Source organism: Sulfitobacter sp. 1A13679 (genome assembly GCF_043557115.1).
Taxonomy (GTDB): domain Bacteria; phylum Pseudomonadota; class Alphaproteobacteria; order Rhodobacterales; family Rhodobacteraceae; genus Sulfitobacter; species Sulfitobacter faviae.
This window is the reverse complement of sequence record NZ_JBIFFO010000018.1, coordinates 39388-65352: the sequence shown is the minus strand read 5'-3', so window position 1 is coordinate 65352 and position 25965 is coordinate 39388. Positions and strand designations below refer to the sequence as shown.

Annotated in this window: 24 protein-coding genes and 1 tRNA gene; 9 read left to right on the top strand and 16 right to left on the bottom strand. The window is 64.2% G+C overall.

Features of this window, described 5'->3' with window-relative positions; all coding sequences use genetic code 11:
* Nucleotides 1-2: 2 nt before the first annotated feature.
* The 5 genes from ACGYLA_RS14370 to ACGYLA_RS14350 all read right to left on the bottom strand — a co-directional run bounded on the left by ACGYLA_RS14370 (nt 3) and on the right by ACGYLA_RS14350 (nt 6585).
* Complete coding sequence (locus tag ACGYLA_RS14370) at nt 3-539, bottom strand: sarcosine oxidase subunit gamma (protein WP_394433414.1); 537 nt, start codon at nt 537-539, stop codon at nt 3-5.
* Nucleotides 532-3468 (bottom strand): sarcosine oxidase subunit alpha family protein, encoded by a 2937-nt coding sequence (locus tag ACGYLA_RS14365; RefSeq protein ID WP_394433412.1) that lies wholly within the window; start codon nt 3466-3468, stop codon nt 532-534. The genes ACGYLA_RS14370 and ACGYLA_RS14365 overlap by 8 nt, the downstream gene beginning before the upstream one ends.
* Nucleotides 3465-3737 carry a sarcosine oxidase subunit delta gene (locus tag ACGYLA_RS14360; RefSeq protein WP_394433410.1) on the bottom strand — a complete coding sequence of 91 codons (273 nt, stop codon included), beginning with the start codon at nt 3735-3737 and terminating at the stop codon, nt 3465-3467. The genes ACGYLA_RS14365 and ACGYLA_RS14360 overlap by 4 nt, the downstream gene beginning before the upstream one ends.
* A gap of 12 nt (nt 3738-3749) precedes the next feature.
* Entirely contained in the window at nt 3750-5003 is a 1254-nt protein-coding gene (locus ACGYLA_RS14355) for a sarcosine oxidase subunit beta family protein (protein ID WP_067264778.1), read from the bottom strand.
* 151 nt (nt 5004-5154) lie between these two features.
* Complete coding sequence (locus tag ACGYLA_RS14350) at nt 5155-6585, bottom strand: Glu/Leu/Phe/Val dehydrogenase (protein ID WP_394433408.1); 1431 nt, start codon at nt 6583-6585, stop codon at nt 5155-5157.
* Nucleotides 6586-6925: 340 nt separating this feature from the next.
* Between ACGYLA_RS14350 and ACGYLA_RS14345 the strand changes: the two genes are divergently transcribed.
* The 3 genes from ACGYLA_RS14345 to ACGYLA_RS14335 are packed head-to-tail and all read left to right on the top strand — an operon-like array spanning nt 6926 to nt 9446.
* On the top strand, nt 6926-8362 hold the full coding sequence (locus tag ACGYLA_RS14345; protein ID WP_394433406.1) for a pilus assembly protein TadG-related protein: 1437 nt from the start codon (nt 6926-6928) through the stop codon (nt 8360-8362).
* Nucleotides 8359-8898: a TadE/TadG family type IV pilus assembly protein gene (locus ACGYLA_RS14340; protein ID WP_168612391.1), complete on the top strand. Its 540-nt coding sequence runs from the start codon at nt 8359-8361 to the stop codon at nt 8896-8898. The genes ACGYLA_RS14345 and ACGYLA_RS14340 overlap by 4 nt, the downstream gene beginning before the upstream one ends.
* Nucleotides 8898-9446, top strand: coding sequence for a TadE/TadG family type IV pilus assembly protein (locus ACGYLA_RS14335; RefSeq protein ID WP_394433404.1), 549 nt, complete (start codon nt 8898-8900; stop codon nt 9444-9446). Before ACGYLA_RS14340 ends, ACGYLA_RS14335 begins: the two co-directional genes overlap by 1 nt.
* Here the strand turns inward: ACGYLA_RS14335 and ACGYLA_RS14330 are convergent.
* From ACGYLA_RS14330 to ACGYLA_RS14310, 5 genes are all read right to left on the bottom strand, one after another.
* A complete protein-coding gene (locus ACGYLA_RS14330) occupies nt 9443-9949 on the bottom strand; it encodes a hypothetical protein (RefSeq protein ID WP_394433402.1) in 507 nt (168 codons plus the stop codon). The genes ACGYLA_RS14335 and ACGYLA_RS14330 overlap by 4 nt on opposite strands.
* A gap of 125 nt (nt 9950-10074) precedes the next feature.
* Nucleotides 10075-10593 (bottom strand): periplasmic heavy metal sensor, encoded by a 519-nt coding sequence (locus ACGYLA_RS14325; RefSeq protein ID WP_394433400.1) that lies wholly within the window; start codon nt 10591-10593, stop codon nt 10075-10077.
* Nucleotide 10594: 1 nt separating this feature from the next.
* Nucleotides 10595-10951, bottom strand: coding sequence for a hypothetical protein (locus ACGYLA_RS14320; RefSeq protein WP_271691757.1), 357 nt, complete (start codon nt 10949-10951; stop codon nt 10595-10597).
* On the bottom strand, nt 10944-11540 hold the full coding sequence (locus tag ACGYLA_RS14315; RefSeq protein ID WP_394433397.1) for an RNA polymerase sigma factor: 597 nt from the start codon (nt 11538-11540) through the stop codon (nt 10944-10946). The genes ACGYLA_RS14320 and ACGYLA_RS14315 overlap by 8 nt, the downstream gene beginning before the upstream one ends.
* 46 nt (nt 11541-11586) lie before the next feature.
* The gene (locus tag ACGYLA_RS14310) at nt 11587-12195 is read right to left on the bottom strand and encodes a calcium sensor EFh (protein ID WP_394433395.1); all 609 of its coding nucleotides are present in this window, start codon (nt 12193-12195) and stop codon (nt 11587-11589) included.
* 218 nt (nt 12196-12413) lie between these two features.
* On the opposite strand from ACGYLA_RS14310, the gene ACGYLA_RS14305 reads away from it, so the two are divergent.
* Nucleotides 12414-12830, top strand: coding sequence for a DUF983 domain-containing protein (locus ACGYLA_RS14305; protein WP_394419217.1), 417 nt, complete (start codon nt 12414-12416; stop codon nt 12828-12830).
* A gap of 42 nt (nt 12831-12872) precedes the next feature.
* Nucleotides 12873-13568 (top strand): DNA mismatch repair protein MutT, encoded by a 696-nt coding sequence (locus tag ACGYLA_RS14300; protein WP_394433393.1) that lies wholly within the window; start codon nt 12873-12875, stop codon nt 13566-13568.
* On the opposite strand, the gene ACGYLA_RS14295 is transcribed toward ACGYLA_RS14300, so the two are convergent.
* The 3 genes from ACGYLA_RS14295 to ACGYLA_RS14285 are packed head-to-tail and all read right to left on the bottom strand — an operon-like array spanning nt 13565 to nt 16114.
* A complete protein-coding gene (locus ACGYLA_RS14295; RefSeq protein WP_394433391.1) occupies nt 13565-14485 on the bottom strand; it encodes an EamA family transporter in 921 nt (306 codons plus the stop codon). The two genes, ACGYLA_RS14300 and ACGYLA_RS14295, sit on opposite strands and share 4 nt — an antisense overlap.
* Before the next feature lie 40 nt (nt 14486-14525).
* Nucleotides 14526-15032, bottom strand: coding sequence for a lipocalin family protein (locus ACGYLA_RS14290; RefSeq protein ID WP_394433389.1), 507 nt, complete (start codon nt 15030-15032; stop codon nt 14526-14528).
* Nucleotides 15033-15070: 38 nt separating this feature from the next.
* On the bottom strand, nt 15071-16114 hold the full coding sequence (locus tag ACGYLA_RS14285) for an aldo/keto reductase (protein ID WP_394433387.1): 1044 nt from the start codon (nt 16112-16114) through the stop codon (nt 15071-15073).
* 154 nt (nt 16115-16268) lie between these two features.
* Between ACGYLA_RS14285 and ACGYLA_RS14280 the strand changes: the two genes are divergently transcribed.
* Together ACGYLA_RS14280 and metG are read left to right on the top strand one after the other, a co-directional pair.
* Nucleotides 16269-17492 carry an MFS transporter gene (locus ACGYLA_RS14280; protein ID WP_394433385.1) on the top strand — a complete coding sequence of 408 codons (1224 nt, stop codon included), beginning with the start codon at nt 16269-16271 and terminating at the stop codon, nt 17490-17492.
* Between the two features lie 70 nt (nt 17493-17562).
* On the top strand, nt 17563-19275 hold the full coding sequence (gene metG / locus ACGYLA_RS14275) for a methionine--tRNA ligase (protein ID WP_394433383.1): 1713 nt from the start codon (nt 17563-17565) through the stop codon (nt 19273-19275).
* Nucleotides 19276-19341: 66 nt separating this feature from the next.
* Here the strand turns inward: metG and ACGYLA_RS14270 are convergent, their stop codons facing one another.
* A complete protein-coding gene (locus tag ACGYLA_RS14270) occupies nt 19342-19932 on the bottom strand; it encodes a PAS domain-containing protein (protein WP_394433381.1) in 591 nt (196 codons plus the stop codon).
* Between the two features lie 311 nt (nt 19933-20243).
* Here ACGYLA_RS14270 and ACGYLA_RS14265 point away from each other — a divergent pair, with 311 nt between their 5' ends.
* Complete coding sequence (locus ACGYLA_RS14265) at nt 20244-21785, top strand: MHYT domain-containing protein (RefSeq protein WP_394433379.1); 1542 nt, start codon at nt 20244-20246, stop codon at nt 21783-21785.
* 14 nt (nt 21786-21799) lie between these two features.
* On the opposite strand, the gene ACGYLA_RS14260 is transcribed toward ACGYLA_RS14265, so the two are convergent.
* Both ACGYLA_RS14260 and ACGYLA_RS14255 read right to left on the bottom strand, forming a co-directional pair.
* Nucleotides 21800-21886: transfer RNA gene (locus ACGYLA_RS14260), tRNA-Leu, on the bottom strand.
* A gap of 78 nt (nt 21887-21964) precedes the next feature.
* The gene (locus tag ACGYLA_RS14255; protein WP_394419336.1) at nt 21965-22441 is read right to left on the bottom strand and encodes an Lrp/AsnC family transcriptional regulator; all 477 of its coding nucleotides are present in this window, start codon (nt 22439-22441) and stop codon (nt 21965-21967) included.
* A gap of 107 nt (nt 22442-22548) precedes the next feature.
* On the opposite strand from ACGYLA_RS14255, the gene putA reads away from it, so the two are divergent.
* The gene (gene putA, locus ACGYLA_RS14250; protein ID WP_394433377.1) at nt 22549-25965 is read left to right on the top strand and encodes a bifunctional proline dehydrogenase/L-glutamate gamma-semialdehyde dehydrogenase PutA; all 3417 of its coding nucleotides are present in this window, start codon (nt 22549-22551) and stop codon (nt 25963-25965) included.

Genomic DNA, 25965 nt, shown 5'->3' with positions numbered 1-25965 from the left:
ACCTAGCGCCGCGATGCCACCGCTTCCATAGCGCGGCGCAACTCCTGCACAAAAGTGGCGGCCATCGACCTATAGACCATCAGCAAAAAGCCGGTATCGGTGCGGGTGATCGCGGCGGGCATTTCGCGCAAGGGGCTGCGCAGAGTCTGACCGGGTTTGAACGCCGCCGCACGCAGGTCAACCGGGGCCAGCCGCGCCAGCACATCTTCGGCCCCCGGCCCCTGCAACTCTGCCACCGCCCATCCGTCCGAGACATCGACAAGGGCTGCATGTTTCGCAAGCGCCTCATCTGGTGCGGGGCCGGCAAGCAGCGCTTCGTCCCGGCCAAACCACAGGCAGCGCGCATCGCCCTTGGCGGTGCTCTGAAGCGGCTCCGGCAGGGCAACCCCATGGGCGGCCTCCAGCGCCTTGGTGAGGCCCGCCGGATCGAACACGCCCAGCACGGTCAACTGGCCCAGATCGCGGGCCTCTACCGTCATCTCACCGATATGCAGCGGGAGCAGATCACCGAACGGTGTTTGCGCTTTCAATTCAACCACGGGCGCGCCCTCCTTCAGGGTCCACAAAGACCGGGGCGCAGATCTCTACCTCCGCCTCGATTTCGCGCAGATGGTCGACCATGCGCATCACTTCCCCATGCCGTGCGCGGCCCCGGGTGACAAAGCCCAGCCCGATGAAGGTGCCGACATCCGGCGAAAATCCGACCGAGGTTGTATGGCCTTGCGCATTCTCGCGGCTGGCCTCGGCCCCGGCCTCGAACAGAAACGCCCCTGCCGTAAGTTGTTTCACCGCGCCGACGGGCCGCAGCCCGACCAGTTGCGCGCGGTTTGGGTCGCGCAGGCCGGGGCGTTCCGACATGGTCTTGCCGATGCAATCCTTGGCGTCCGACAGCATCCGCCCCATGCCGATATCCTCTGCCGTGGCGCGGCCGTCGATCTCTGCATGGGTGATATGGCCCTTTTCCAAGCGCAGCACGTTGAGCGCCTCCATCCCATAGGCGCCGCCCTCCAACGCCTCGGCCCGCGCGACCAGCAGGTCGAACAGCGCCGCGCCATAGCGCGCGGGCACGGCGATCTCATAGGCATGTTCGCCCGAGAAGGAGATGCGGAACAGCCGCGCCGCGACCCCGCCGAGCCACACGTCACCACAGGCCATGAAGGGGAAGCTGTCATTGTCGATCGGCTGCTTCAGCAGCCCGTTCAGCAATTCACGAGACTTCGGCCCCGCCACGGCGAATTGCGCCCATTGTTCGGTGACCGAAGACAGATGCACCTGCCATTCGGGATGGAGGCATTGCGTGACGAATTCCAGATGGCGCATCACCTCTCCGGCAGCGCCGGTGGTGGTGGTCATCAGGTAATGCGTCTCGCTCAAGCGCGCGCAGGTGCCATCGTCCATGACGAAACCGTCTTCGCGCAGCATCAGCCCATAGCGCACCTTACCGACCTTCAAGGTATTGAGCTTGTTCGTATAAACCAGATCGAGCAGCTTGGCCGCATCCGGCCCCTGAATGTCGATCTTGCCTAGGGTCGAGACATCGCAGATGCCCACCGTCTTGCGGACAAAGCCAACCTCGCGGTCGCAGGACTGACGCCAGTTGCGCTCCTGCCCGCGCGGGAAATAACTGGGGCGATACCACAGCCCCGCCTCCGCCATCGGGGCGTTCATGGCAAGGCTGGCCGCGTGGCTGGTGGTCAGCCGTTCGGGCGCAAAGCCCTTGCCCTGCCCGCCCGCGCCCATCGCTGCAATCGCAACCGGAGTATAGGGCGGGCGGAAGGTGGTCGTGCCCGTCTCGGCAATGCCGCGCCCCGTGGCATCGGCCAGCACCGCCAGCGCCGCAACGTTTGAGTTTTTACCCTGATCGGGGGCCATGCCTTGGGTCGTGTAGCGCTTCATATGCTCGACCGAGCGGAAGCTCTCTGCCGCTGCCTGCTGCACGTCCTTCACGCAGACATCGTTCTGGAAATCCAGCCACGCCCGGCCCTTGCCCGGCACTGCCCAAAGCGGGGCAAGGCGGTAGGGCGCGTCATCGGCCTGCGGCAGATCGATGGGCACTGGCTTGCGGCCCAAAGCCGCCAACGCGTCCCCTGCCACCGCCACACCTGCCATAAGGCAGCCGTGGGTCGAGAAGCTGCCGTTACAGGCCCCCGCCACATGCATCCCCGGCACCGCGCCGGGGGTGGGCACAAAGGCATGGATCTCGGGCGACCATGTCGGTCGCCCGTTCATATGACAGGTGAGATGCAGCGATGGGTTCCAACCGCCCGACATGGCCAGACAATCAGCTTGTATCTTATGCACGCCCCCGGCGGTGCGGATCGACACCGCCTCCAACTCCTTGCCCCCCGAGGTGTTGCAGACCACCGCCCCGCTCAGCACCGGGAAATCCGCGCCATCGCGGCTGACCCCCTCGCGGCTGTCGATCAGCGCGGCCACATGCACACCTGCTGCCGCCAGATCGCGGGCCGTGCGGTGGGCGTCGTCGTTATTGCCAAAGACTGCGACCTGCTTGCCCGGGGCCACGCCCCAGCGGTTGAGATAGGCGCGCACCGCGCCTGCGGTCATGATGCCCGGGCGGTCGTTGTTGGCGAAGGCCACGGGACGCTCCAAAGCACCTGCCGCGAGGATGGATTGCTTGGCTGCGATGCGCCAGAAACACTCAAGCGGTGCGCCCTCGCCCCGCCGCGCGCGGTGTTGGTTGACCCGTTCGAGCGCGCCGAACATGCCGCCGTCATAGGCCCCGGTCACCGTCGTGCGGGGCATCAGGCGGACGTTGTCCATTGCCGCGAGTTCCGCCACCAAGCCTGCTGCCCAGACATGACCCGGCTCACCATCGACACGCTCACTCTCAGCATTCAGCCGCCCGCCCATCAGCGCATCTTCGTCGGCGAGGATCACATCCGCCCCCGCCCGCGCCGCCACCAGCGCCGCCATCAAACCCGTCGGGCCTGCACCGATCACCAAGAGATCGCAAAAGGCATAGGCTTTCTCATAGGCGTCCGCATTGGGCTGGCCGCTCAGCCGCCCCAGACCCGCGGCGCGGCGGATCACCGGCTCATAGACGCGCCGCCAAAAATTGCGCGGCCACATGAAGGTCTTGTAATAGAACCCCGCCCCCAGAAAGGGCGACGCCAGATCATTCACCGCCATGAGGTCGAGTTCGAGGCTCGGCCAAGCGTTTTGGCTGCGCACCTGCAAACCTTCGTAAATCTCTTGCATGGTGGCGCGAACGTTGGGCTCTGACGCGGGGCCGACGCCGGTGGTCACCAACGCGTTCGGCTCTTCGCTGCCCGCGCTCAACACCCCGCGCGGGCGGTGATATTTGAACGACCGCCCCATCAACCGCTGCCCGTTCGCCAGCATGGCCGAGGCAACCGTATCGCCCGCAAAGCCGTCGTAGCGCCGCCCGTCGAAGGTAAAGCTGACCGGCGTCTCTCGGTCAATCAATCCGCGCCCTGCAATCCTCATGCCATGGCCCTTTCCACATCCGACGCCAATTCCACCGCCCGCACCGCATGGGTCACCGTATCGCGGGTGACGACGAGCCAGGCGCCGCAGCCGGTCTCATGCTGCCACAGGTCGCGGGTCTCTCCCGCAGGGTTGTCGCGCAGATGCAGATAGGCGTCCCAGTCCTCATCCGAGGCATCGGGCGCAGGCCGGGCCAAGGCAATGGCATCGCCGCGATAATAGAACTCCCGCCGATCCCGGCTGCCGCAGATGGGGCATTCGGTCCGCATATTGGCCCTCCCTCAGTGCAAGTTGTGCTGAGACCCGGTGGCCTCTTCATCCATCAGACCTTCGCCCGAACGGAACCGGTCGAGCCTGAAGCCCGCCGCCGTCTCATGGGGCTGGCCGGTGGCCATCAAATGCGCCAGCGCATAGCCCGAGGCGGGCACCGCCTTGAAGCCGCCGTAGCACCAGCCGCAATCGACGAACAAACCCTCCGTCTCGGTCTTGTCGATGATCGGGCTGCCATCGGGTGTCATGTCCATGATCCCACCCCAAGAGCGCAGCACGCGGGCCTTGCCGATCATCGGCATCAGGGTCATCCCCGCCTCCATCACATGTTCCATCATCGGCAGGTTGCCGCGCTGCGCGTAGGAGGCATAGAAATCCAGATCGCCGCCAAAGACCAACCCGCCCTTGTCGGACTGGCTGATATAGAAATGCCCCATGCCAAAGCTGATCACATGGTCGATGACGGGCTTTAACCCTTCGGAGACAAAAGCCTGCAACACATGGCTCTCAATCGGCAGGCGCATTCCGGCCATGGCGGCAACTTGGCCCGAGCGCCCTGCCGTCACGATCGCCACCTTCTTGGCACGGATCGCCCCGCGCGTGGTCTGCACGCCGCGCACGCGGCCGTTCTCGATGTCGATACCGGTGACTTCGCATTGCTGGATCAGATCGACGCCGCGCTGGTCCGCGCCGCGGGCATAGCCCCAAGCCACCGCATCATGGCGCGCCGTGCCGCCGCGTCGGTGCAGCAACCCGCCGTGGATCGGAAAGCGCCCGTTGTCATAGTCCAGATAGGGCAGCAACTTGCGCAAGCCGTCGCGGTCGAGCAGTTCCGCATCGTCGCCCTGATTGATCATCGCATTGCCGCGCCGGGCCGAGGCATCGCGCTGCGCATCGGAGTGGAACAGGGTGATCACCCCGCGCTGGCTGAACATCACGTTGTAGTTCAACTCCTCCGACAGCCCCTCCCAGAGTTTGAGCGAATGGCTGTAGAACTCGGAATTGCCGGGCAGAAAGTAATTGCCGCGCACGACGGTCGTGTTGCGCCCCACGTTTCCCCCGCCGAGATAGCCTTTTTCGAGCACCGCGATATTCGTCATGCCGTGGTTCTTGGCGAGGTAGTAAGCCGTGCTCAGCCCATGCCCGCCGCCGCCGATGATCACCGCGTCATATTCCGCCTGCGGCTCTGGATCGCGCCATTGCGCCGTCCAACCCCGATTGCCGGTCAAGCCTTCGCGCAACACCCGCAGTCCTGAAAATCGCATCATTCGCCTCCCCCGGTCTTGGCGCAGTCAAGCAACTTGGGGCGGAAGTATCAATGACCGAAAACGCCTCTCGCCCCCATCCCGGCCCCAGACGGCAAAAAGGGGCGCCACGCGCCCCTTTTTCGATCACTTGCGAGAGGGTTACGCCCCTTCAAAGCCCCTTAGCGTGATAGCTCGCCGCGACCTTTTCGATCGAGACGAGATAGGCCGCCGTGCGCAGATCATCGACATCGTCGCGGCTGTGCCAGACATGGGCCATCGCCTCATAGGCCGTGCGCATCGTGTCATCGAGACCGGAGCGGACCAGTTCCAACTCCCCCGCACCGCGCAGGTACTTCTCTTTGAAGTCGGGGCTCAGCGTCCAGCCGAGGTCCTTATCCGCGCTCAGCCGCTCAAGCTCATCCACCACCAGTTGGTGGCGCGATTCCTCGGCGCGGCGCTGCATGCGGCCAAAGCGGATGTGGCTGAGGTTCTTGACCCACTCGAAGTAAGAGACCGTCACACCGCCCGCGTTGGCATACATATCAGGCACGATCACCGTCCCCTTCTTGCGCAGCACCTCATCCGCCCCGGCGGTCACCGGACCGTTCGCGGCCTCGATGATCAATGGTGCCTTGATACGTTCGGCATTGGTGAGGTTGATCACCCCTTCTAGCGCGGCGGGGATCAGGATATCGCACTCCGCTTCCAAAAACTTGGCGCCATCCTCTTCGAACTTCGCATCGGCATAGCCTTTGATCGTGCCGTGTTTTTCGATCCACTTGTGCACCGCCTCGACGTTCAGCCCGTCTTCGCTGTGCAGCGCGCCGTCGCGTTCGATGATCGCGGTGATCTTCGCGCCATCTTCTTCGCTGAGGAACTTGGCGGCGTGATAGCCCACGTTGCCGAGACCCTGAATGATGACCCGCTTGCCGTCGAGCTTGCCGGAAAGGCCCGCTTTCTTCAGCCCCTCGGGATCACGGAAGAAGGCTTGCAGCGCATATTGCACACCCCGGCCTGTCGCCTCGGTCCGGCCTTGGATGCCGCCCGCGTTGATCGGCTTGCCGGTGACACAGGCCACACCGTTGATGTCGGTGGTGTTCATGCGTTTGTACTGGTCCGCGATCCAAGCCATCTCACGCTCGCCGGTGCCCATGTCGGGGGCGGGCACGTTCTGCGCGGGGTGGATCATGTCGCGCTTGATCAACTCATAGGCGAAACGCCGGGTGATCAGTTCAAGCTCATGTTCATCGTATTCGCGCGGATCGATGCAGAGCCCGCCTTTGGAGCCGCCAAAGGGCGCCTCCACCAGCGCGCATTTATAGGTCATCAGCGCGGCCAGCGCTTCGACCTCGTTCTGGTTGACGGCCATGGAATAGCGGATACCGCCCTTCACGGGCTCCATATGTTCGGAATGGACCGAACGGTAGCCGGTGAACGTATGCATCCGGCCCCGCAGACGCACGCCGAAACGCACCGTGTAGGTGGCGTTGCAAACGCGAATTTTCTCTTCGAGACCGGGCGGCAAATCCATCAGCGCGACCGCGCGATTGAACATCAGGTCCACACTGTCGCGGAAACTCGGCTCATTGGCTGGATTCATCGGTCTCTCCTCTTCTTGTCCGGTCACGGTCCCTTTGTTTGCGGGCGCGACTCATCTGGCTGCCCTAGGGGCATGCAGTCGCACCGTAGGACGCCTCATGGCGGGGCGCGACCCAATTCCTCGCGATTTGCGAAACTTTATCAACCGTGGGTAGGAGCAACCCGCGCCACCCTCCCCGCCCGGTGGAAATCGGCCCAAAACGCCCCCGAAAACCGGCCCCAAGCGCCGCCTATTGCCCCAGAGGCGCCAAACTCTGGACACTTTCCCGCAGCACAACAGGGCAAGGCAAATGCCGCCCATTCCCTTTGGCGCCCGCAGGACGCCACAGGAAGAGAGGTTGATGACGATGCGCGATAGCACTCACAGTTCGGGAAATCCCCCGCAGCCCCTGCCCGCGCTGCTGCGCCGCTTCGCGCGCGAAGAAGACGGGCTGGTCACGGTCTTTGCCATTCTGATGATCTTGCTGATGATCCTCATAGGCGGCATCGGCGTGGACCTGATGCGCCATGAGCGCGAACGCGCAAGGGTGCAGGCCGTGGCCGACCGGGCCGTGCTGGCGGCAGCCGATCTCGACCAGACGCTCAGCCCCGAGGCCGTGGCCCGCGACTATTTCGACAAAGCGGGGCTGGCCGAATATGTTTCCAGCGTGACGGTCGACGAAGGGCTGAACTACCGCCGCGTCACCGTCGATGCCTCGCGCACGCTCAACACGATGTTCATGAGTAAATTCGGCCAAGACCGGCTGCATGTCCCTGCCAAATCCACGGCGGAGGAAAAGGTGAACAAGGTCGAGATTTCCATGGTGCTCGATATCTCCGGCTCCATGCGGGAGAACGGCAAGATGGCCAACCTCCATGACGCGAGCGATGCCTTCATCGACACCGTGCTGAAACCTGAGAACGCGGACCTGATCTCAATCTCCGTCGTGCCCTATACCGCGCAGGTGAACGTCGGGAAGGACATCATGGATGAGTTGAACGTCACCCAGCTGCATTCTTTCTCCCATTGCGTTGATTTCGACGACAGCGAGTTTGACCTCACCGCCATCAGCCAGACCCGCAGCTATGAGCACATGCAACATTTCGAGGCGGGCTATAGCTGGAACGGCTATCACCGCGACAACACAGGCCGTTATGACAACATCTACAACCCCGGCTGCCCGAAGCAGGATTACGAAGAAGTCGCGCCCTATTCGCAGAACGCCGCCGCGCTGAAAGCCCGGATTTCCAATTTCCAGCCCCGCGCAAACACCGCCATTCATCTGGGCATGAAATGGGGCGTGGCCCTGCTCGACCCGTCCTTCCGCGCGATCAATCAAGCCATCGGTGGCGATGCGGCCTTCCAAGGGCGCCCGGCTGACTACAGCGATATCGACACGCTGAAAACGGTGATCCTGATGACTGACGGGGTGAACGTGACCACCCGCCGGATCAACCGCCAAGTCTACGCCAACCGGGACCACTACCGCCATTGGAGCGATTACCCCTTCTACTGGTGGCTGAACCGCAATGTCCGTTCAAGCGAGCGTCACCGCTGGTACTGGACGAAATACAGCGCATCGCAGGCCGACGCCCTGCTCGACAACATCTGCGACGCGGCCAAGGCCAAGGGCATCGTAATCTGGTCGATCGGCTTTGAAGTGACCGACCATGGCGCATCGGTGATGAAGAACTGCGCCTCCTCCGACAGCCATTTCTTCCGCGTCGAAGGGGTGGAAATCGTCAGCGCATTCGAGGCCATCGCCCGCCAGATCAACCAGTTGAGGCTGACGCAATGATACAGCGCTGCATCAAGGCATGGCGCCGGTTTCGCGGCGATGAGGATGGCTCGGCCATGTTGATGGAATTCGCCATCCTGTCGCCGCTGCTCTTCGGCTGCCTGCTCATGTCCGTCGAAATGAGCTTTTACGCCATCCGCCACATGTTCCTTGACCGGGGGCTCGACATGACGGTGCGCTACATCCGGCTGAACACCAATACCCCGATGACGCATCAGACCATCAAGGACAAAATCTGCGAGGCCGCGATCTTTTTGGATGACTGCGAAGAGACCCTGCGCCTTGAGATGATCCGCGTGGACCCGCGCAATTTCGCCAGCTTCGACCAGTCGCCCGATTGCGTCGACACTTCCGAAGACCCCAGACCGGTGCGCGGCTGGACCCTTGGGGTCGAGCATCAGTTGATGCTGCTGCGCGCCTGCGCGCGGTTTGAGCCCTTCTTTCCGACCACCGGCCTTGGCTATGCCCTTGAGAAAGACGGCGCGGGCCGTGTTTCCATGGTCTCAAGCGCGGCCTTCGTACAGGAGCCGAATTGATGCGCGTTTTCCGCAATCTACTGGCCCGGTTCAAAGGGCGCGAGGACGGCTCCATCGCCGTCGAGACGGTGATCATGTTGCCGCTGATGTTCTGGGCCTATCTGGCCATGTATTCGACCTTTGACACCTTCCGGATGTACAACCTTAACCAGACGGCGGCCTATACCGTGGGCGATGCCATCTCGCGCGAGACGCAGGCGATTGACGCGGATTATCTGCGCGGGATGCAACAGCTTTTCGAGTATCTCACCCGCGGCACCGGGCAAACGGCCCTTCGGGTCAGTTCGATCTGGTATGATCAGGCGAACGACCGTTACCATGCGGATTGGTCACAAGTGCGCGGAACGGTCCAGCCGTTGACCAGCGACGATGTGCGCAATTGGCATGACAAGCTGCCCGTTATGCCCAATAACGAACGCGTCACGCTGGTTGAGACATGGCGCGACTTCGAGCCGCTGTTCAAAACCGGGTTGGAGCGGCGCGACATCCACAACTTCGTCTTCACCCGCCCGCGCTATGCGCCACGCACGGTCTGGTCGGACGGTTAAGCGGCTTCACGCTCGGCCAGTTTGGCGCGGATGATCTCGGCAATCAGCTTGGTTTCATTGGCCGGGGTCATGCCGCCCACACCGATCCGGCGGCCAAGGCTCCACCACAGGCCCAAACGCCAGCCCCGCGCCACGCGGCGGTTGGTCTTGAGCAGGAAACCGTTCGAGGGTTTGACCGCGAAAGCGCCCTGATCGATGCGCGCGATCTCGTCCATGCGGACGATCACCCGGCCATCGGCATCGCGCAGCGCCTCTTCGGTCAGTTCCACCGCGCTGGCGGTGGCGCGGCGCATCACCTCGGCAATCGCGATAAAACCAAGCCCCACCAGCACCAGAACGCTCTGCCAGACGGGATCGGGCGAGCGGGTCAGTGCGGAATAGATCAGCAACAGCCCTAGCCCCGCCAATGACAAAAGCCCCACCCCGCGCCGCGCGGGTGACGCCTTGGCCGTGGCCAGCACGGTCTCCGTGCCGCTGTGCATCGTCTGGATGGTATCGGTCATTGGCCGGGCTTTCTCAGGGGCGAAGGGGCCGCTCATCGCCGCCGCCTGCCGGGTTCATTAGCCCTCGGCCTAGCCCGCCATCCCGCAAAGGGCAAGACCGCGCGCCCGGGCGGCCCCCGGCCTGCTCAACGCTCGGGCTTGTTCTCGCGCTTGGCTTTTTTGCGGGGCGGTCCGGCTTCCAACCGCTCTTGCAGCTTGTCGGCATAGTCCTTGCGGGCGGCAGTATCCATCGCGCTGACCTCGGCCAACCACGCCTCATGGGCGACCTGCTGAACACTTGCTGCGGCGTCGCCTTGGGCGGCGAGCACCGCCGCGGCGACATCGGCCTCAAACGGCTCGGCCCGAAGCGCGGCGAGCATTTCGTCATAAAGCGCGCGGCGCGCATCCCGATCAAGGTGATGCGCCTTGCCGCTGGCGCGCATTTTGCTGTGCAGTTCGTGCCGCGTCTCGGGCGGCAGTGTCTGTACGTAGGGCGAGGCATAGCTACGCAGCCCCGGCAAATCGCCAGCGCCACGCGGCCCGGGCCCGCCATGACGCCACATCGCCCCGCCAAGCGCGCCGAGGATCATCACGTTCAACGCCAGCGACAGACCAAGCGCCAATCGCATGAGGCGCCTGCGCCGTGTTGTGGGATCCTGTGTCATCTCAACTTTCCTCCATGTCCCAGCCAAATCCACCGAATTCGCTGCCTGTGTCAGCCGCCGTGAGGTCCGAAGTCTCGGTCTCCCATGTGCCGGTCACGAACTGCCCGGCCAAATCCGGCATGCCCTCGGGCGGTGCCACGCCGACCCAAACCCCGACAGCCGCGGCAGTGGCAAGACCGCTCAGCCCCGCCGCACCGCCCAAGAGTTGCCAGAGCGCTTGATGCCATGGCTGGCGCGGTGCTTTGGGCATATGCGCTTCGGCATCAGCCAGAACGCGGGCCTGCAAATCGGCCGAGACCTGTGGCGGATTGGCCCGGGCCGCGGCAAAGAAATCTTCCAGATCGTCGACGTCACTCATTTTCAAACCCCAATGCGTCCCGTTGTGCCGACAGTTGCGCGGCCAATGCCCGTTTGCCCCGCGCGGTCAGGCTTTCCACCGCTTCGACCCCGATGCCCAGCACCTCTGCGATCTCGGGATTGGCCATACCGTCGATATGGCGCAATACCACCGCTTGGCGCTGGCGGTCGGGCAAAGTGGCCAGCGCCTGTTGCAGCGCGTCCACACGGGCGGCCTGCTGCATCTGCTGCGCGGCACCGGGGGTCGGATCGGCAGGTTCTGCCACATCATCGAGCCCGGCCACGCCCGCCCCACGGCGGCGGAGCCGGTCGGTGCAGAGGTTGGCCACGACACGGTAGAGCCAAGTGGTCACCTTGGCCTCGCCCCTGCGCCACTTCGGCGCCTGACGCCAGAGCCGCAGCATCGCCTCTTGGGCCACATCCTCGGCCTCGGCCCGGTCACCGAGCACCCGCAGCGCATGGCCGTGGAGGCGCGGCACCAGCCGCGCGGTAAGCAACCGCGCCGCCGCCGCATCGCCATTGGCATAGCGTTGCAACAACTCGGCATCCGCATCTTGCTGCGCGTTGGGCAAATCCTGCATCCCGTCCATGGCTAAGGTCCGGGCGCGCCATGATCAAGCGCGCCCAAAGCTTCATTTAGTCCTGCTGCGGCTTGTCATGGTGCATTTTGTGGCCCTTGTGGTGCCGCTTGCCATGCATTTTCGCCGCTTCGAACTCTTCGGCGCTGACGCTGCCGTTACCGTCTTTGTCCAGACGCTCGAACATCTTGGCCGGATCGTGGCGCTGTGTCATCTCTTCCATCGAGAGTTTGCCGTCGTCATTGACGTCCATACGCTCGATCATGCGGGCGCCCTTATCACCGCCCTTATGACCGTGCTTGCCGCCCTCTTTGCCGCCGCGCTTGCCACCGTGTTTGTCACCCATGGCTTCCAATTCGGAGGCGTCGAGGCTGCCGTTGCCATTAGTGTCGAAACGCTCAACCATCTTGGCGGCGCGATCGGCGCGGCGTGCATCGCCTGCGGCCTTCAGCTCTTCGCCGGTCACGAAACCGTCGCCATCGGCATCAACCTTGGCAAAACGCGCCTCGGCATGGGCCTGAAACTCTGCCTGCGTGATCGCACCGTTGCCATCTGCGTCAAGCTGCTGGAACCGGTCCTGCCCGCTTTGCTGGGCGGCGGCGGCCACGGCACCTACGGCCAACAATCCGCTGAGGGCTGCGATCTTCATATTGGTACGAATGGTCATCCTGATACTCCTCGTTTTTTTAAAGATCGTCTCACGCTTTTGCGCCGCGATCACAGGGTCAAACGGCGGAGCCCGAAACTTCCGTCGCAGGTTTTCAAACTTTTTTTCGAAGAATTGGCAAAGCCCCGCCCTGCGCGACATGGCGCCGCAACGGCAACCTCCGGTCTTTTCATTTGACGCCCCAGACTGCATCTATCCCTCAACCAGAGGATCGCCCCATGTCACAGACCCAGCACTTGTCCCCCGACACCGCAGAGACCGACGCCAGCGAAGAGCGGCCCCGCCTGCCTGCCATGCTGCGCGGCTGGCGTGGCAAATGCCCCTCCTGCGGGGGCGGAGAGCTGCTGCATGGCTATCTGAAAGTAAACGACGACTGCGCGGTTTGCCGTCAGGAGTTCCACCACCACCGCGCCGATGACGGCCCGGCCTATCTGACCATTCTGCTGGTCGGTCACCTTTTGGCACCGGGGCTGCACATCGCCTATGTGGTCTGGCGGCCCGAACCTCTGACCCTGTTCACCATTTTTGCGGTTGGCTGCACGGCGCTGTCGCTTTACCTTCTGCCCAGACTGAAGGGGGCCATGATCGGCTTTCAATGGGCCAAAAGGATGGGCGGCTTCGGCCGGTCAAACTAAGGCGGCCTGCCCTTCGGCCCCTGACCGCCGGAGCGCTACTGCATGACCATCGACAAGACCAAAATCCGCAACGCCGCCACGGTGATCGTGCTGCGTGACCGCCATGAGACCCCGCATATCCTGATGGGGCAACGCGGGGCCAAGGCGGCCTTCATGCCGAATAAATTCGTCTTTCCCGGCGGGGCGGTGGACGCGGGCGATGCCCATGTACCCCTTGCCGCCCCGGTGAACGCGCTTTGCCACGGCAGGCTTTGTGATGATGCCGAGCCGTCCCTCGCCCATGCCATCGCCGTTGCCGCCATTCGTGAGCTTTGGGAAGAGACCGGTCTGGTGCTGGGCCGCAAGGGCGCATGGCAGGGGGATGTGCCGCCCGACTGGCAGAGCTTTGCCGCCACGGGCCATTTGCCCGATGCCTCCGCCCTGCAATTCGTGTTTCGCGCCCTGACCCCGCCGGGCCGCCCGCGCCGTTTCGACGCGCGTTTCTTCCTGGTGGATGCCGACGACATCGCCAGCGACCCCGATGATTTCGACGCCGCCTGTGATGAGCTGTCACATCTGCAATGGGTGCCGCTAAGCCGGGCGCGGTCTTTCGACATGCCCTTCATCACCGAGGTCGTATTGGCCGAGGTCGCCGCCCGCGCGCGCGACACCAGCCCGCCTGCCTCGGTCCCGTTTTTCAAGAACAGCGACGAAGAAAGCCTGTTCCTGCGCCTGCATGGCCGCCCGATGACGGGTTAGGTCACCAAAACCAGCATCAGGATCGAGACCGCCAGCACCGCCATGCCCGCCCACTCCCGGCGCGAAATCCGCTCGCGAAAGAACAGGGTCGTGGCCGCAATGCTCAGCATCAGTTCGACCTGCCCCAAGGCTTTCACATAGGCCGCGTTTTGCAGGGTGAAGGCGATGAACCAACAGAGCGACCCGCCCATCGAGGTCAGCCCAATCCAAACCGCAACCCGCCGCGCGGCCCAGACCCGGCGCATCTGCCCCGGTTCGCGCAGGCGCAGCCAAAGGGCCATGATCAGCGTCTGCATCAGCACCACCGCCGCCAGCGTCACGCCCGCACGCAACAGCGGATCGCCCGAGGCCACGGCGAGCGAAGCGCCGCGATAACAGACTGCCGAGATCGCGAAGAGAAAGCCCGAAGCGATCCCCAGCCCCGCCGCGCGGTTGCGCAGATCGGCAAGACGTAGCCCCGTCGCTTCGGCCCCGCCGGACAGAAGCAGCAGCCCCAGCACGCCAAGGGCGATGGCCCCAAACCCCGCGCCCGAGACGCCCTCGCCCAGCACGATCCAGCCCATCAGAACAGTCTGGATGACTTCGGTTTTCTTGAAGGTGATGCCCACGGCAAAGTTGCGCTGCTTGAACAACAGCACCACGCAGACCGTCGCCATGATCTGCGCCGTGCCACCCATCGCCCCGTACAGCCAGAAGCCCGCCTCAAGCGGCGGCACTCCCTGCCCGCTCAGCGCCAGATAGAGCGGCAGCAACAGCGCCACGAAGGGCGCGGAATAGAGAAACCGCGAAAAGGTCGCCCCGCCTGCCGAAAGCGTATCAGTCGCCAGATGTTTTTGCAGCATGAAGCGCCCGGTCTGAAAGACGGCGGCGGCGAGGGTGACGAGGATCCACAGATCGGGGGCGAAAGCACTGTCCATAACAGCCTATAGGCCGAAGGCGGGCGGCAGGGCCAGTGTCTTAGGGTCTCATCTCTAGGGCGCCGAGGTCATAGCCGTTGAAGGCCAAGATCTCCTGCGCGGCGGCGATCCGGTCCGCCCCGCCTGTCGCCTGATGGTCAAGGATCCAGCCATATCCGCCATCGGGGCTGCCGATGACCGCCGTGCGGAAGCCTTCGTCGACCCAGAGCACCCAGAAAGGCCGCTCGGCCCCGCCGACGGCGGCGCGCATCGTGTAACGGCCCGGCCCCTCTGCGCTTAGCGCCCAAAGGGTACGGGTGTTGCGGCATCCGGCGCTGTCGCAGGTCTGGCGCTGTTCGATCAGGGTCGGCCCTTCCGGCGCAAAGGTCACGGCTTGCAGGTCGGCGTCACCGGGGAATGCGGCCCGGACCTGCCAATCGCCGCCAAAGCGCGCCGCGTCATAGCGGCTGGTGGCCCCGATCAAAGCCTCCGCATCGCGAAACCCAGTCTGCGCGGGCGGCGCTTCGCCGCCGCTACACGCCGCGAGGGCGCCCAAGAGCAGCAACATGCCCCCCCGCCGCGCCAAATGCATCCCGAGGCGGCCCATCAATAGGGCATCGGATGGGCTTTATGCGCCGCGTCAAGGTCGGCCATCACCTCATCGCTCAAGGTCAGCTCCGCCCCGCCAAGCGCCACGTCAAGCTGCTCAAGACTGGTCGCGCCAAAGATGACCGAGCCCATGAAGGGCCGTGTCGCACACCATGCCAGCGCCATCCGCCCCGGGTCGAGCCCGTGTTTCTCGGCCACGTCAAGATAGGCCGCGACTGCTTCAAAGGCGCGGGGGGTGACCCGACCGCCGAGGTCTTCGTTCAGCGACAGGCGCGACCCAGCAGGAACTTTCCCGCCCTGATATTTCCCGGTCAGCAAGCCCGCGGCCAGCGGAGAGAAGGCCAGCATGTCAATCTGCTCATTGATGCAGGTCTCGGACACATCGGTATCGGCCAGTCGGCACATCAGCGAATATTCGTTCTGCACCGAGATCGGCCGCGGCCCGCCCACCCGTTCGGCCACGGCAGCCCATTGGGTCAACCCCCAAGCGCTTTCGTTGCTGAGGCCAAAGGCGCGGATTGTCCCGCGTTCGACCTCACGTTGCAGCGCGCCGAGCGTGTCCTCCATATGCGCAATGGTCTCGGCCCGGTTTTGGCTCGACGGGTCGTAGTGCCAATTCTTGCGGAACATATAGCTACCGCGGTTCGGCCAGTGGAATTGGTAAAGGTCGATGTAATCCGTCTGCAAGCGCTTAAGCGAGCCTTCAATGGCGCCGGGGATCGTGTCGGAGGAAATCGGCGCGCCGTCGCGGGCGTGCTGCATCCCCTCGCCGGAGTGTTTGCTGGCCAGAACCACCTCGTCCCGGCGCTTGTCGCTGGCGAACCATTGGCCGATGATCTCTTCCGTCCGGCCAATCGTCTCGGCGCTGATCGGGTTCACGGGGTACATCTCGGCAGTGTCGATGAAGTTGATCCCGGCCTCCAGCGCGCGGTCGATCTGCGCATGGCCCTCCTCGGCGGTGTTCTGGGTGCCCCATGTCATGGAGCCCAAACAGAAATGCGAGACCTCGATATCGCTTGAGCCGAGCTTTTTCATCTTCATCTTTTGGTCCTCGCTTGTGATTTGCCCGCAACCTAGCCGCCTGCCCGGCCTTCGCAAGGGCAATTGCCCCGCGCCGATCCTAGCACCCCGACAAAAGCGCAGCCCCGGTGCTTTCGGCCTTCCGTTTGGGGAGCAATGGACGCAATCTGCGCCCATGCGCCTGCTCATATCCTTCGCCGCCCTGTTCTTCTCGGTCATCCTTCTGCAACTCTCCACCGGAGGCGTGGGGCCGATCGACGTGCTGTCAGGCGCGCAGCTTGGGTTCAGCCGACAGGAAATCGGTATGCTCGGCTCGGCCCATTTTCTGGGGTTCTTCATCGGCTGCTGGTGGGCGCCTCGGTTGATGGGCAGCGTCGGCCACAGCCGCGCCTTTGCGGCCTTCACCGCCGCCGGATCAATCGGCCTGATGGCGCATATGATGGTGGTGGACCCCTACGCATGGGGGCTGATGCGTGTCGCGTCAGGCATGTGCGTGGCGGGCTGCTATACGGTGATCGAAGCATGGATGCAGGCCAAGGTCACCAATGAGACCCGCGGGCGCACCATGGGCGTTTACCGGGTGGTGGACATGAGCGGCTCGCTCGCCGCGCAGTTGATCGTGGGCGTGCTCGCCCCGGCGTCTTACGTCTCTTACAACCTGCTGGCCATCGGCTGCTGTGCCGCCCTCTTGCCGCTGACGCTCACCAAGGTCCGCCCGCCCGAAACACCTAGCCAGCCACGGCTGCGCCCGCGCCTTGCCTTTGACCGCTCGCCGCTGGCGGCGGCGGGGGTCATCGTGGCCGCCGTCTCCAGCGCATCTTTCCGCATGGTCGGGCCGATCTACGGCCAAGAAGTCGGCCTCAGCGCGCCTCAGATCGCGTGGTTCCTTGCCGCCTTCGTCTTGGGCGGCGCGCTTGCGCAATATCCCATGGGGATGCTGGCCGATAAGTTCGACCGCCGCTGGGTGCTGATCTGGCTCTCGGTCGCTGCGATGGGCGGCTGTGCCGTCACGGTGATGGGGGCGGGCTATGGCACGGCGGGGATCATGCTCTCCGCCGGGCTTTTTGGGGCCACAACTTTTCCGATCTACTCGGTCTCCGCCGCCCACGCCCATGACTTCGCCAGTTCGGACGAGCGGGTGGAGCTGTCGGCCGCTTTAATGTTCTTCTTTGCCGTGGGGGCCATCGGCGCGCCCTACCTCGCCTCGGTCCTGATCGACAATTTCGGCGCCGCGGCGCTCTTTGCGATGATCGCGGCGGCCCACGGAGGGCTCGTGCTTTTTGGCCTCGCCCGGATGCGCGCCCGGCCCACTCTGGCCGAGCGGACGCCCTATGTCTATGCGCCCCGGACCAGCTTTCTCATCGGGCGGCTCCTGGGCCGCGCGCGGGACCGCGACTGACCGGTCCCGTCTTTTGCTGGAACTGGCGCAGCCCTTGCGATAAGGCTGCGCCAAGCACGGGAATATTTATATGACACGCCACCTCATCACTTCCGCCATCCCCTATATCAACGGGATCAAACATCTGGGTAACCTCGTGGGCAGTCAGCTGCCTGCGGACCTCTACGCGCGCTATCAGCGTGGCCGGGGGCAGGATGTTCTGTTCCTCTGCGCCACGGACGAGCACGGCACCCCCGCCGAGCTTGCCGCCGCAAAGGCAGGCAAACCGGTCGATGAATATTGCGCCGAGATGTATGAAACACAGGCCCGCATCGCCGAAGGGTTCGGCCTGTCCTTCGATCACTTTGGCCGCTCGTCCAGCCCGCAGAACCGCAAGCTCACGCAGCATTTCGCGGGCGCGCTGGCCGACCGCGGGCTGATCGAAGAGGTCTCCCAACGGCAGATTTACTCGCCGACCGACGGGCGCTTCCTCCCCGACCGCTATGTCGAGGGCACCTGCCCCAACTGCGGCTTCGAGGATGCACGCGGCGATCAGTGCGACAATTGCACCAAGCAGCTTGACCCCGAAGACCTGATCAACCCGCGCTCGACCATCTCGGGCGCTACTGATCTGGAGATGCGCGAGACGAAGCACCTGTTCCTCAAGCAAAGCCAGCTCAAGGACGAGCTCGACGCTTGGATCGACAGCAAGACAGACTGGCCCGTGCTGACCACCTCCATCGCCAAGAAATGGCTGCATGACGGACACGGGCTGCAAGACCGCGGCATCACTCGTGACCTGAGCTGGGGCGTGCCGGTGAAACGCGGCGATCAGGACTGGCCGGGCATGGAGGGCAAGGTCTTCTACGTCTGGTTCGACGCGCCCATCGAATACATCGCCTGCGCGCAGGAATGGGTCGATGCGGGCAAGGGCACCGATTGGGAAAGCTGGTGGCGCACCGACAAGGGCGCTGAAGACGTGCGCTACACCCAGTTCATGGGCAAGGACAATGTCCCCTTCCACACGCTCAGCTTCCCCGCCACGATCAAGGGCTCGGGCGAGCCGTGGAAGCTGGTGGATTACATCAAGTCCTTCAATTACCTCAATTATGACGGCGGTCAGTTCTCCACCTCGCGCGGGCGCGGCGTCTTCATGGATCAGGCGTTGGAAATCCTGCCGGCGGATTACTGGCGCTGGTGGCTCTTGAGCCACGCGCCCGAGACCTCGGATGCTGAATTCACTTGGGAAAACTTTCAAGCCTCGGTGAACAAGGACTTGGCCGACGTGCTGGGCAACTTCGTCAGCCGGATCACCAAATTCTGCCGCTCGAAGTTCGGCGAAGCGGTGCCCGAGGCCGGTGAATACGGCGAGGCGGAGCAGGCGCTGATCGAAGACATCACCGCCCGCGTCGCCCGTTACGAGACGTTGATGGAGGCGATGGAGGTCCGCAAATCCGCCGCCGAACTGCGCGGCATTTGGGCGGCGGGCAACGAATATCTGCAAGCCCAAGCGCCTTGGACCACCTTCAAGACCGACCCCGACCGCGCGGCGGCGCAGGTGCGGCTGGCGCTGAACCTGATCCCGCTCTACGCCGTGCTTTCCGCACCCTTCATCCCCACGGCCTCGGCCTCGATGCTGGAGGCGATGAAAGTCGAAGACATGCCTTGGCCCGACGATGTGCCCGCGGCCTTGGGCAAGCTTGCCCAAGGCCACGGCTTTGAAGTGCCCGAGGTGCTTTTTGCCAAGATCAGCGATGAGGACCGCGAAAGCTGGGCGGAACGTTTCGCCGGTAAGCGCGGCTGATCAGAAATCTAGGAACAGCGGCGCGTGTTATGCGCCGCTGGTTCACTTTGCGGCACGGGCATTGCGCTAACCGCGCCGCGCGCGCTTTCCCACTGAGACCGCGCGCACCGGTCCCACGCCATTCGCCGCCGCCTCCACACCCCGAAACCGGACGCCATGCCCCCGCCCCTCGGGATCCCGCTCCGCCGTGAGCCAACCGTGGACAATCCGGGCCGTCTCCTCCCCCGGGTGCATCTGAAAGCCGCCCTGCGGCACCAGCCCCTCAAGCGCCTGCGCCCAAAGCGTGCCGATCTCAGCCCCATCGCAGAGCCGCGGCCCGAACAGATCGCTGATATGCTGCCCGATCAGACAATCCCCCAGCCCATAGGTGACACCGCAGGCCGCCTCATTGGCATGGCAAACGCGCCCATCGGGAGTGAATACCACGTCGATTTCGGCCATATCGGCTTTCACGGGGGATAGGATGGCCTCACCCGCGGCCCCCTTCCCGCCCGCGAGGCCGGGAGAGGGCATAAGCGCCCCGCGAAGCCCTCCCTTGGGCCGACCATCAAGGTTCCGCCTAAACATGCGCCGCTCTGCCGCGAAAACGATGGAGATGAGCGGGAGTTGCCCTGAGGTAAGGCTGTCCTCCCCAGCAGTGGTATCTCCGTCTGACATCCTCCCCCTCTCACGCGGCCCGTTGGGCCCCGACGCGCCGCACCGCACAGCGGAGCCCAGCATCCGAGCAACATAGCCCCGCAGGCAAAAAACCATGCGCCGTAAGAGGTTAAACGATCGCCCTCCTTTCCCTGAACCTGCCATCTGCCGCCTCTGCTTCATCCCGCCCCACTGCCGACCTTGGGGGAGGATTAGCGGCAAGGTCTTACCACGGAGTTAAAAAATGTAGGCACAGTGTGAACTTGCGAGAGACTTATTTTCGCCCTATTCCGACAGCAATTAACCAAGTGTTAATATCAGATAGGATAAAGATGTTCCGGGTCGCCCATACAATTCATCACGATCACGACCTCGGGCTCGTGCTGCTTGCAGCACTTCTTTGTATCTTCGGCAGCTGGGTGGTGGCACGGCTCTATCGGCATGTGCTTGAACAGCCGCGTCGCCAAGCGTTGATTTGGTGCTATCTGACCGCGATGACAGCGGGGGTGACGATCTGGTGCACCCATTTCATCGCGATCCTTGCCTATCAACTCGACGCGCCGGCGACGTTCCATTTCTCGCTCACCTTCCTGTCGCTGATCATCGCCATCGTCGGCTCGATTCTGGGCGTCGTCATCGCCGGGCTGCTCAAATCCCGGCGGGCCACAGTTCTGGGCGGGACGATCTTTGGGCTGGCGATTTCGGCCATGCATTATACCGGCATGGTGGCCTATCGCGTGCAGGGCGCGATCCATTGGGACATGGGCTATCTGACCGCCTCTGTCATCATCGCGGTTGTCCTTGCAACCCTCGCGCTTGGCGCAGCTGGCCGTGGGGGCAAGGGCAGCGTGCTGTGGATGACCGCGCTTTTGGCGCTGGCGATCATCCTGCTCCATTTCACCGGCATGGCTGCCTTTCAGGTCACCCCGGTCGCCGCGCAGCCGCTCTATGCCAACCCGGTTGAATATAGATTAATCGCGCTGATCATCGCCGGCACCGCCGCCATCATCGCGCTGGCCGCGCTCTTTAGCTATGTTGTCGAAAACCGCACCCGCAACGAAAGCGTCCAGGAACTGCGAAAGGCCCGCGATGCCGCCGAAAGCGCCAGCCGGGCGAAATCGGAATTCATGAGCGTGCTGAGCCACGAATTGCGCACCCCGCTGACCATCGTGATCGGCTACGCCAGCTTCCTATCGGAACTCAAACGCCACAACCTCGCCAAGCTCGGCCCGGATGAAAAACCGGAGACCGAGCATTTCACCAAGATGGGCGATCAGGCGGAACTCTACGGCCAGCGCATCAAATTCGCGGGCGGGCAATTGTTGACCATTATCAACGACATCCTCGACTATACGAATATGGAGTTGAACGACCTCGCGCTCGACAAGACCGCCTTCGACACCCGCACGCTTTTGGAGGAAGTGGTCGAAGAGCACCACGGCGCCGCGCATGACAAGACCGCCACGCTGCATATCGACACCCCGCCGCTTACCGTCACCGCTGACCGCCGCCGCAGCCTGCAACTGCTGGGCCATATCGTCGGCAATGCGCTGAAATTCTCCAAGGCGCGGGACATCTATCTGCGTGCGCGCCTGCACGCGGGCGGGTTTGTTCTCGAGGTCGAAGACAATGGCGTTGGCATCGCCGCACAGGATCTGGACCGCATTTTCGAAGCTTTCACCCAGATCGAAGATGCCGATGACCGCGCCGAGGGCGGCACCGGGCTGGGGCTCGCGATCTGCAAGAAACTGGCCCTTGCCCATGGCGGCGACATTACGGTCAAAAGCACGCTCGGTCAGGGCACGACCTTTACCGTGTTTATCCCCGGCGCCACGCAATTGGCAGAGCCTGCGACGCTGGCGAAGGCAAGCTAAGTCTTTGAAAACAGTGGTGCGGGCGGTGGGACTCGAACCCACACGGGGCTACGCCCCAACAGATTTTAAGTCTGGTATGTCTACCATTCCATCACGCCCGCATCGGGGCGCACAATAAGCATCACGCGGGCGGTGTAAATGGGCGAATGCCCCCGGCCCCATGGTTCTAACACGATGCTTCAGGCCGTATCGGCCAGCATGGTTTCCTTCACCGCCTCCATCGCCACATAGGTCGAGGTGCTGGCCACATGCGGCAGGGTTGAGATGACCTCCCCCAGAAAGCGGCGATATTCCGACATGTTCCGCGTCCGCACCTTAATCAGATAGTCGAAATGGCTCGCGATCATATGGGCCTGTTCGATCTCAGGCACCTTGGCCACGGCGAGGTTAAAAGCCCGCAAGGCGGCCTCGCGCGTGTCGTTCAGGCGCACCTCGACAAAGGCGACGTGATCCAGCCCCAGCCGGATCGGGTCCAACAGGGCACGATAGCCAAGGATAACGCCGCTTTCCTCCAACCGGCGCAGACGCGCTTGGGTGGGGGATTTCGACAGGCCGATGCGGCGGGCAAGATCGGTGATGCTGATGCGCCCGTCTTCGGCCAACACCGATAGAATCGCGCTGTCGAACCGGTCCAGATTGAAAAGTTCATTTGGCATGTGATACCCCGGTAGTTCGGTCATAACGACTATAATGCAATACATATTAAGTCGATTAGCCTTCTCAACATGCGGTATTCTGGTCCAAACATCAACTGGAGCTTGCCATGGCCCTCGATCACGCCCCCGCCCTTCGCCAAACCATCGACGCGCGCACCTATGCCGAGCCTGACGCGCTGCTGACCGAGCTCAAGGCACAGGCCGATCTTTCGCCCGAGGACCGCGCCAAGATCACCGCCGATGCGGCGGGTCTGGTGCGTGACATCCGCGGCACCTCGGCCCCCGGCATGATGGAGGTCTTCCTCGCCGAATACGGGCTCAGCACCGAGGAAGGCGTGGCGCTCATGTGTCTGGCCGAAGCGCTGCTGCGCGTGCCGGATGCCGAGACCATCGACGCGCTGATCGAGGATAAGATCGCCCCCTCGGACTGGGGCCGTCATATGGGGCATTCGACCTCCAGCCTCGTCAACGCGTCGACATGGGCGCTGATGCTGACGGGCCGCGTGCTGGACGACGACCAGCCCGGCCCGGTGCGCCACCTGCGCGCGGCGATCAAACGTCTGGGGGAGCCGGTGATCCGCACCGCCGTCAGCCGCGCCATGCGCGAGATGGGCCGCCAGTTCGTTCTGGGCGAAGACATTCAGGCCGCGATGAAGCGTGCCCGCGGCATGGAAAAGAAGGGCTTCACCTATAGCTACGACATGCTGGGCGAAGCCGCACGGACCGAGGCCGATGCCAAGCGCTATCATCTCAGCTACTCCCGCGCGATCTCGGCCATTGCAGATTCCTGCACCCATGACGACATCCGCAAGAACCCCGGCATTTCGGTCAAGCTCTCGGCCCTGCACCCGCGTTACGAGCTGGCGCAGGAAGAGGCCGTGATGCGCGATCTGGTGCCGCGCCTTCGGGCGCTGGCGCTCTTGGCAAAATCCGCCGGAATGGGCCTCAACATCGATGCCGAGGAGGCCGACCGTTTGGCACTCTCGCTCGAGGTGATCGACACGGTGATGGGCGAGCCTGCCTTGGCCGGCTGGGACGGCTTCGGCGTGGTCGTGCAGGCCTACGGCCCCCGCGCCGGCGTGGTAATCGACACGCTCTACGACATGGCGCAGCGTCATGACCGCCGCATCATGGTGCGGTTGGTGAAAGGCGCTTATTGGGACACCGAGATCAAGCAAGCGCAGGTCGAGGGGATCGACGGATTCCCGGTCTTCACCCGCAAGGCCGCGACGGATGTGAGCTACATCGCCAATGCCCGTAAGCTCTTGGGCATGACCGACCGCATCTACCCGCAGTTCGCCACCCATAACGCCCATACAGTCGCCGCCGTGCTGCATATGGCCGACGACCCCGAGGCTTACGAGTTCCAGCGCCTGCACGGCATGGGCGAGACCCTGCATGACATCGTCATGCGCCACCACGGCACCCGCTGCCGCATCTACGCCCCCGTCGGCGCGCACCGCGATCTGCTGGCCTATCTTGTCCGGCGTCTCTTGGAGAACGGCGCGAACTCCAGCTTCGTGAACCAGATCGTTGACGAGGACGTGCCGCCCGAAGTCGTGGCCGCCGATCCCTTCGACCAACTTCAGGACAACGCCCCAACGATCCCGAAAGGGCCGGAGGTGTTCCAGCCGCAGCGCGCCAATGCGCGCGGCTTCGATCTGGCGCATACCCCAACCCTCGCTGCGATCGAAGAAGCCCGTGCGCCCTTTGCGGAGGCAACATGGGAAGCCGCACCGCTGCTCGCGGGCGAAGCTGCGCCGGAGGCGGCTGAAACCGTCGCCAATCCCACCGGGGGCACCTCCCCCGGGACCGTGCGCCCTGCCTCCAAGGCCGATGTGGCCACGGCGCTCGACACTGCCGCGCCTTGGGACGCGCCTCTCAACACTCGCCGCGCCACGCTTTTGCGCGCCGCTGACATGCTTGAGGACCGCTACGGCGAGATCTTCGCCATCCTCGCCCGCGAGGCTGGCAAGGGTCTGCCCGACTGCGTGGCCGAGCTGCGCGAGGCGGTGGATTTCCTGCGCTACTACGCCGGACAGGCCACCAACGAGCCCCCCGCGGGCATCTTCACCTGCATCTCGCCGTGGAACTTCCCGCTCGCCATCTTCTGTGGGCAGGTCACGGCAGCACTGGCCGCTGGCAATGCCGTACTGGCCAAACCTGCCGAGCAGACCCCGCTCATCGCGCAGCTTGCCGTCAAGGTGCTGCATGAAGCCGGCGTGCCGCGCGCGGCGCTGCAACTGCTGCCGGGCGGCGGCGAGGTGGGCGCGGCGCTGACCGGCGACGCCCGCGTCAACGGCGTGGCCTTCACCGGCTCCACCGCCACCGCCCTGCGTATCCGCGCCAACATGGCCGAACACTGCGCCCCCGGCACCCCGCTGATTGCCGAGACCGGTGGCCTTAACGCCATGATCGTCGACAGCACTGCCCTGCCCGAGCAGGCCGTGCAGGCCATCGTCGAAAGCGCCTTCCAATCCGCGGGCCAGCGCTGCTCCGCCGTGCGTTGCCTATATGTGCAAGAGGACATCGCCGAGGACCTGATCACCATGCTCAAGGGCGCGATGCAGGCGCTGCGCATTGGCGATCCGTGGCATCTGTCGACCGACGTGGGTCCGGTGATCGATGATGCCGCGCGCCAGACCATCGTCGATCATGTCGAGGCCGCCCGCGCGGAGGGCCGGCTGATCGCCGAGATGAAGGCCCCCGAAGGCGGCACCTTCGTCGGCCCCGCGATCCTGCGGGTGAACGGGATCAGCGACATGAAGCGGGAAATCTTCGGCCCGGTACTGCATGTGGCAACCTTCAAGAGCCATGAACTCGACGCCGTGATCGACGCGATCAATGCCACCGGCAACGGCCTCACCTTCGGCCTGCACACGCGGATCGACGACCGGGTGCAGCATGTGTCCGAGCGGATCGAGGCGGGCAACATCTACGTGAACCGCAACCAGATCGGCGCCATCGTCGGCAGCCAGCCCTTCGGCGGCGAGGGGCTTTCGGGCACCGGGCCGAAGGCGGGCGGGCCGAACTACCTGCCGCGTTTCGCCGCGCCCGACCATCAGGAGGCCTCGGGCACATGGGACAGCGAACAGACCACGCTGCCCGCCCTGCCCGCGCATACCCCGACCGTGCTGGAGACCCAGACGATGCCCGGGCCGACCGGCGAGAGCAACCGCCTGTCGACCCTGCCCCGGCCTGCGCTTCTCTGCATGGGTCCGGGGGCCGAGGCGGCCACCGCACAGGCCAAGGCGGTGCGCGCCCTCGGCGGTGTCGCGGTTGAGGCCACAGGCCCCATCGACCCCGAATCGCTCACCACCGGCCCGGCCTATGGCGGCGTGCTCTGGTGGGGCGATGAGGAGACGGCGCGGCAAATCGACAAGTCGCTGGCGGCCCGCGAGGGGGCGATCATCCCGCTTCTGCGCGGCAAGCCCGACACCGCGCGCGTCCGCGCCGAGCGCCATGTCTGTGTTGACACCACCGCCTCGGGCGGCAATGCACAGCTCTTGGGAATGATGGCCTGA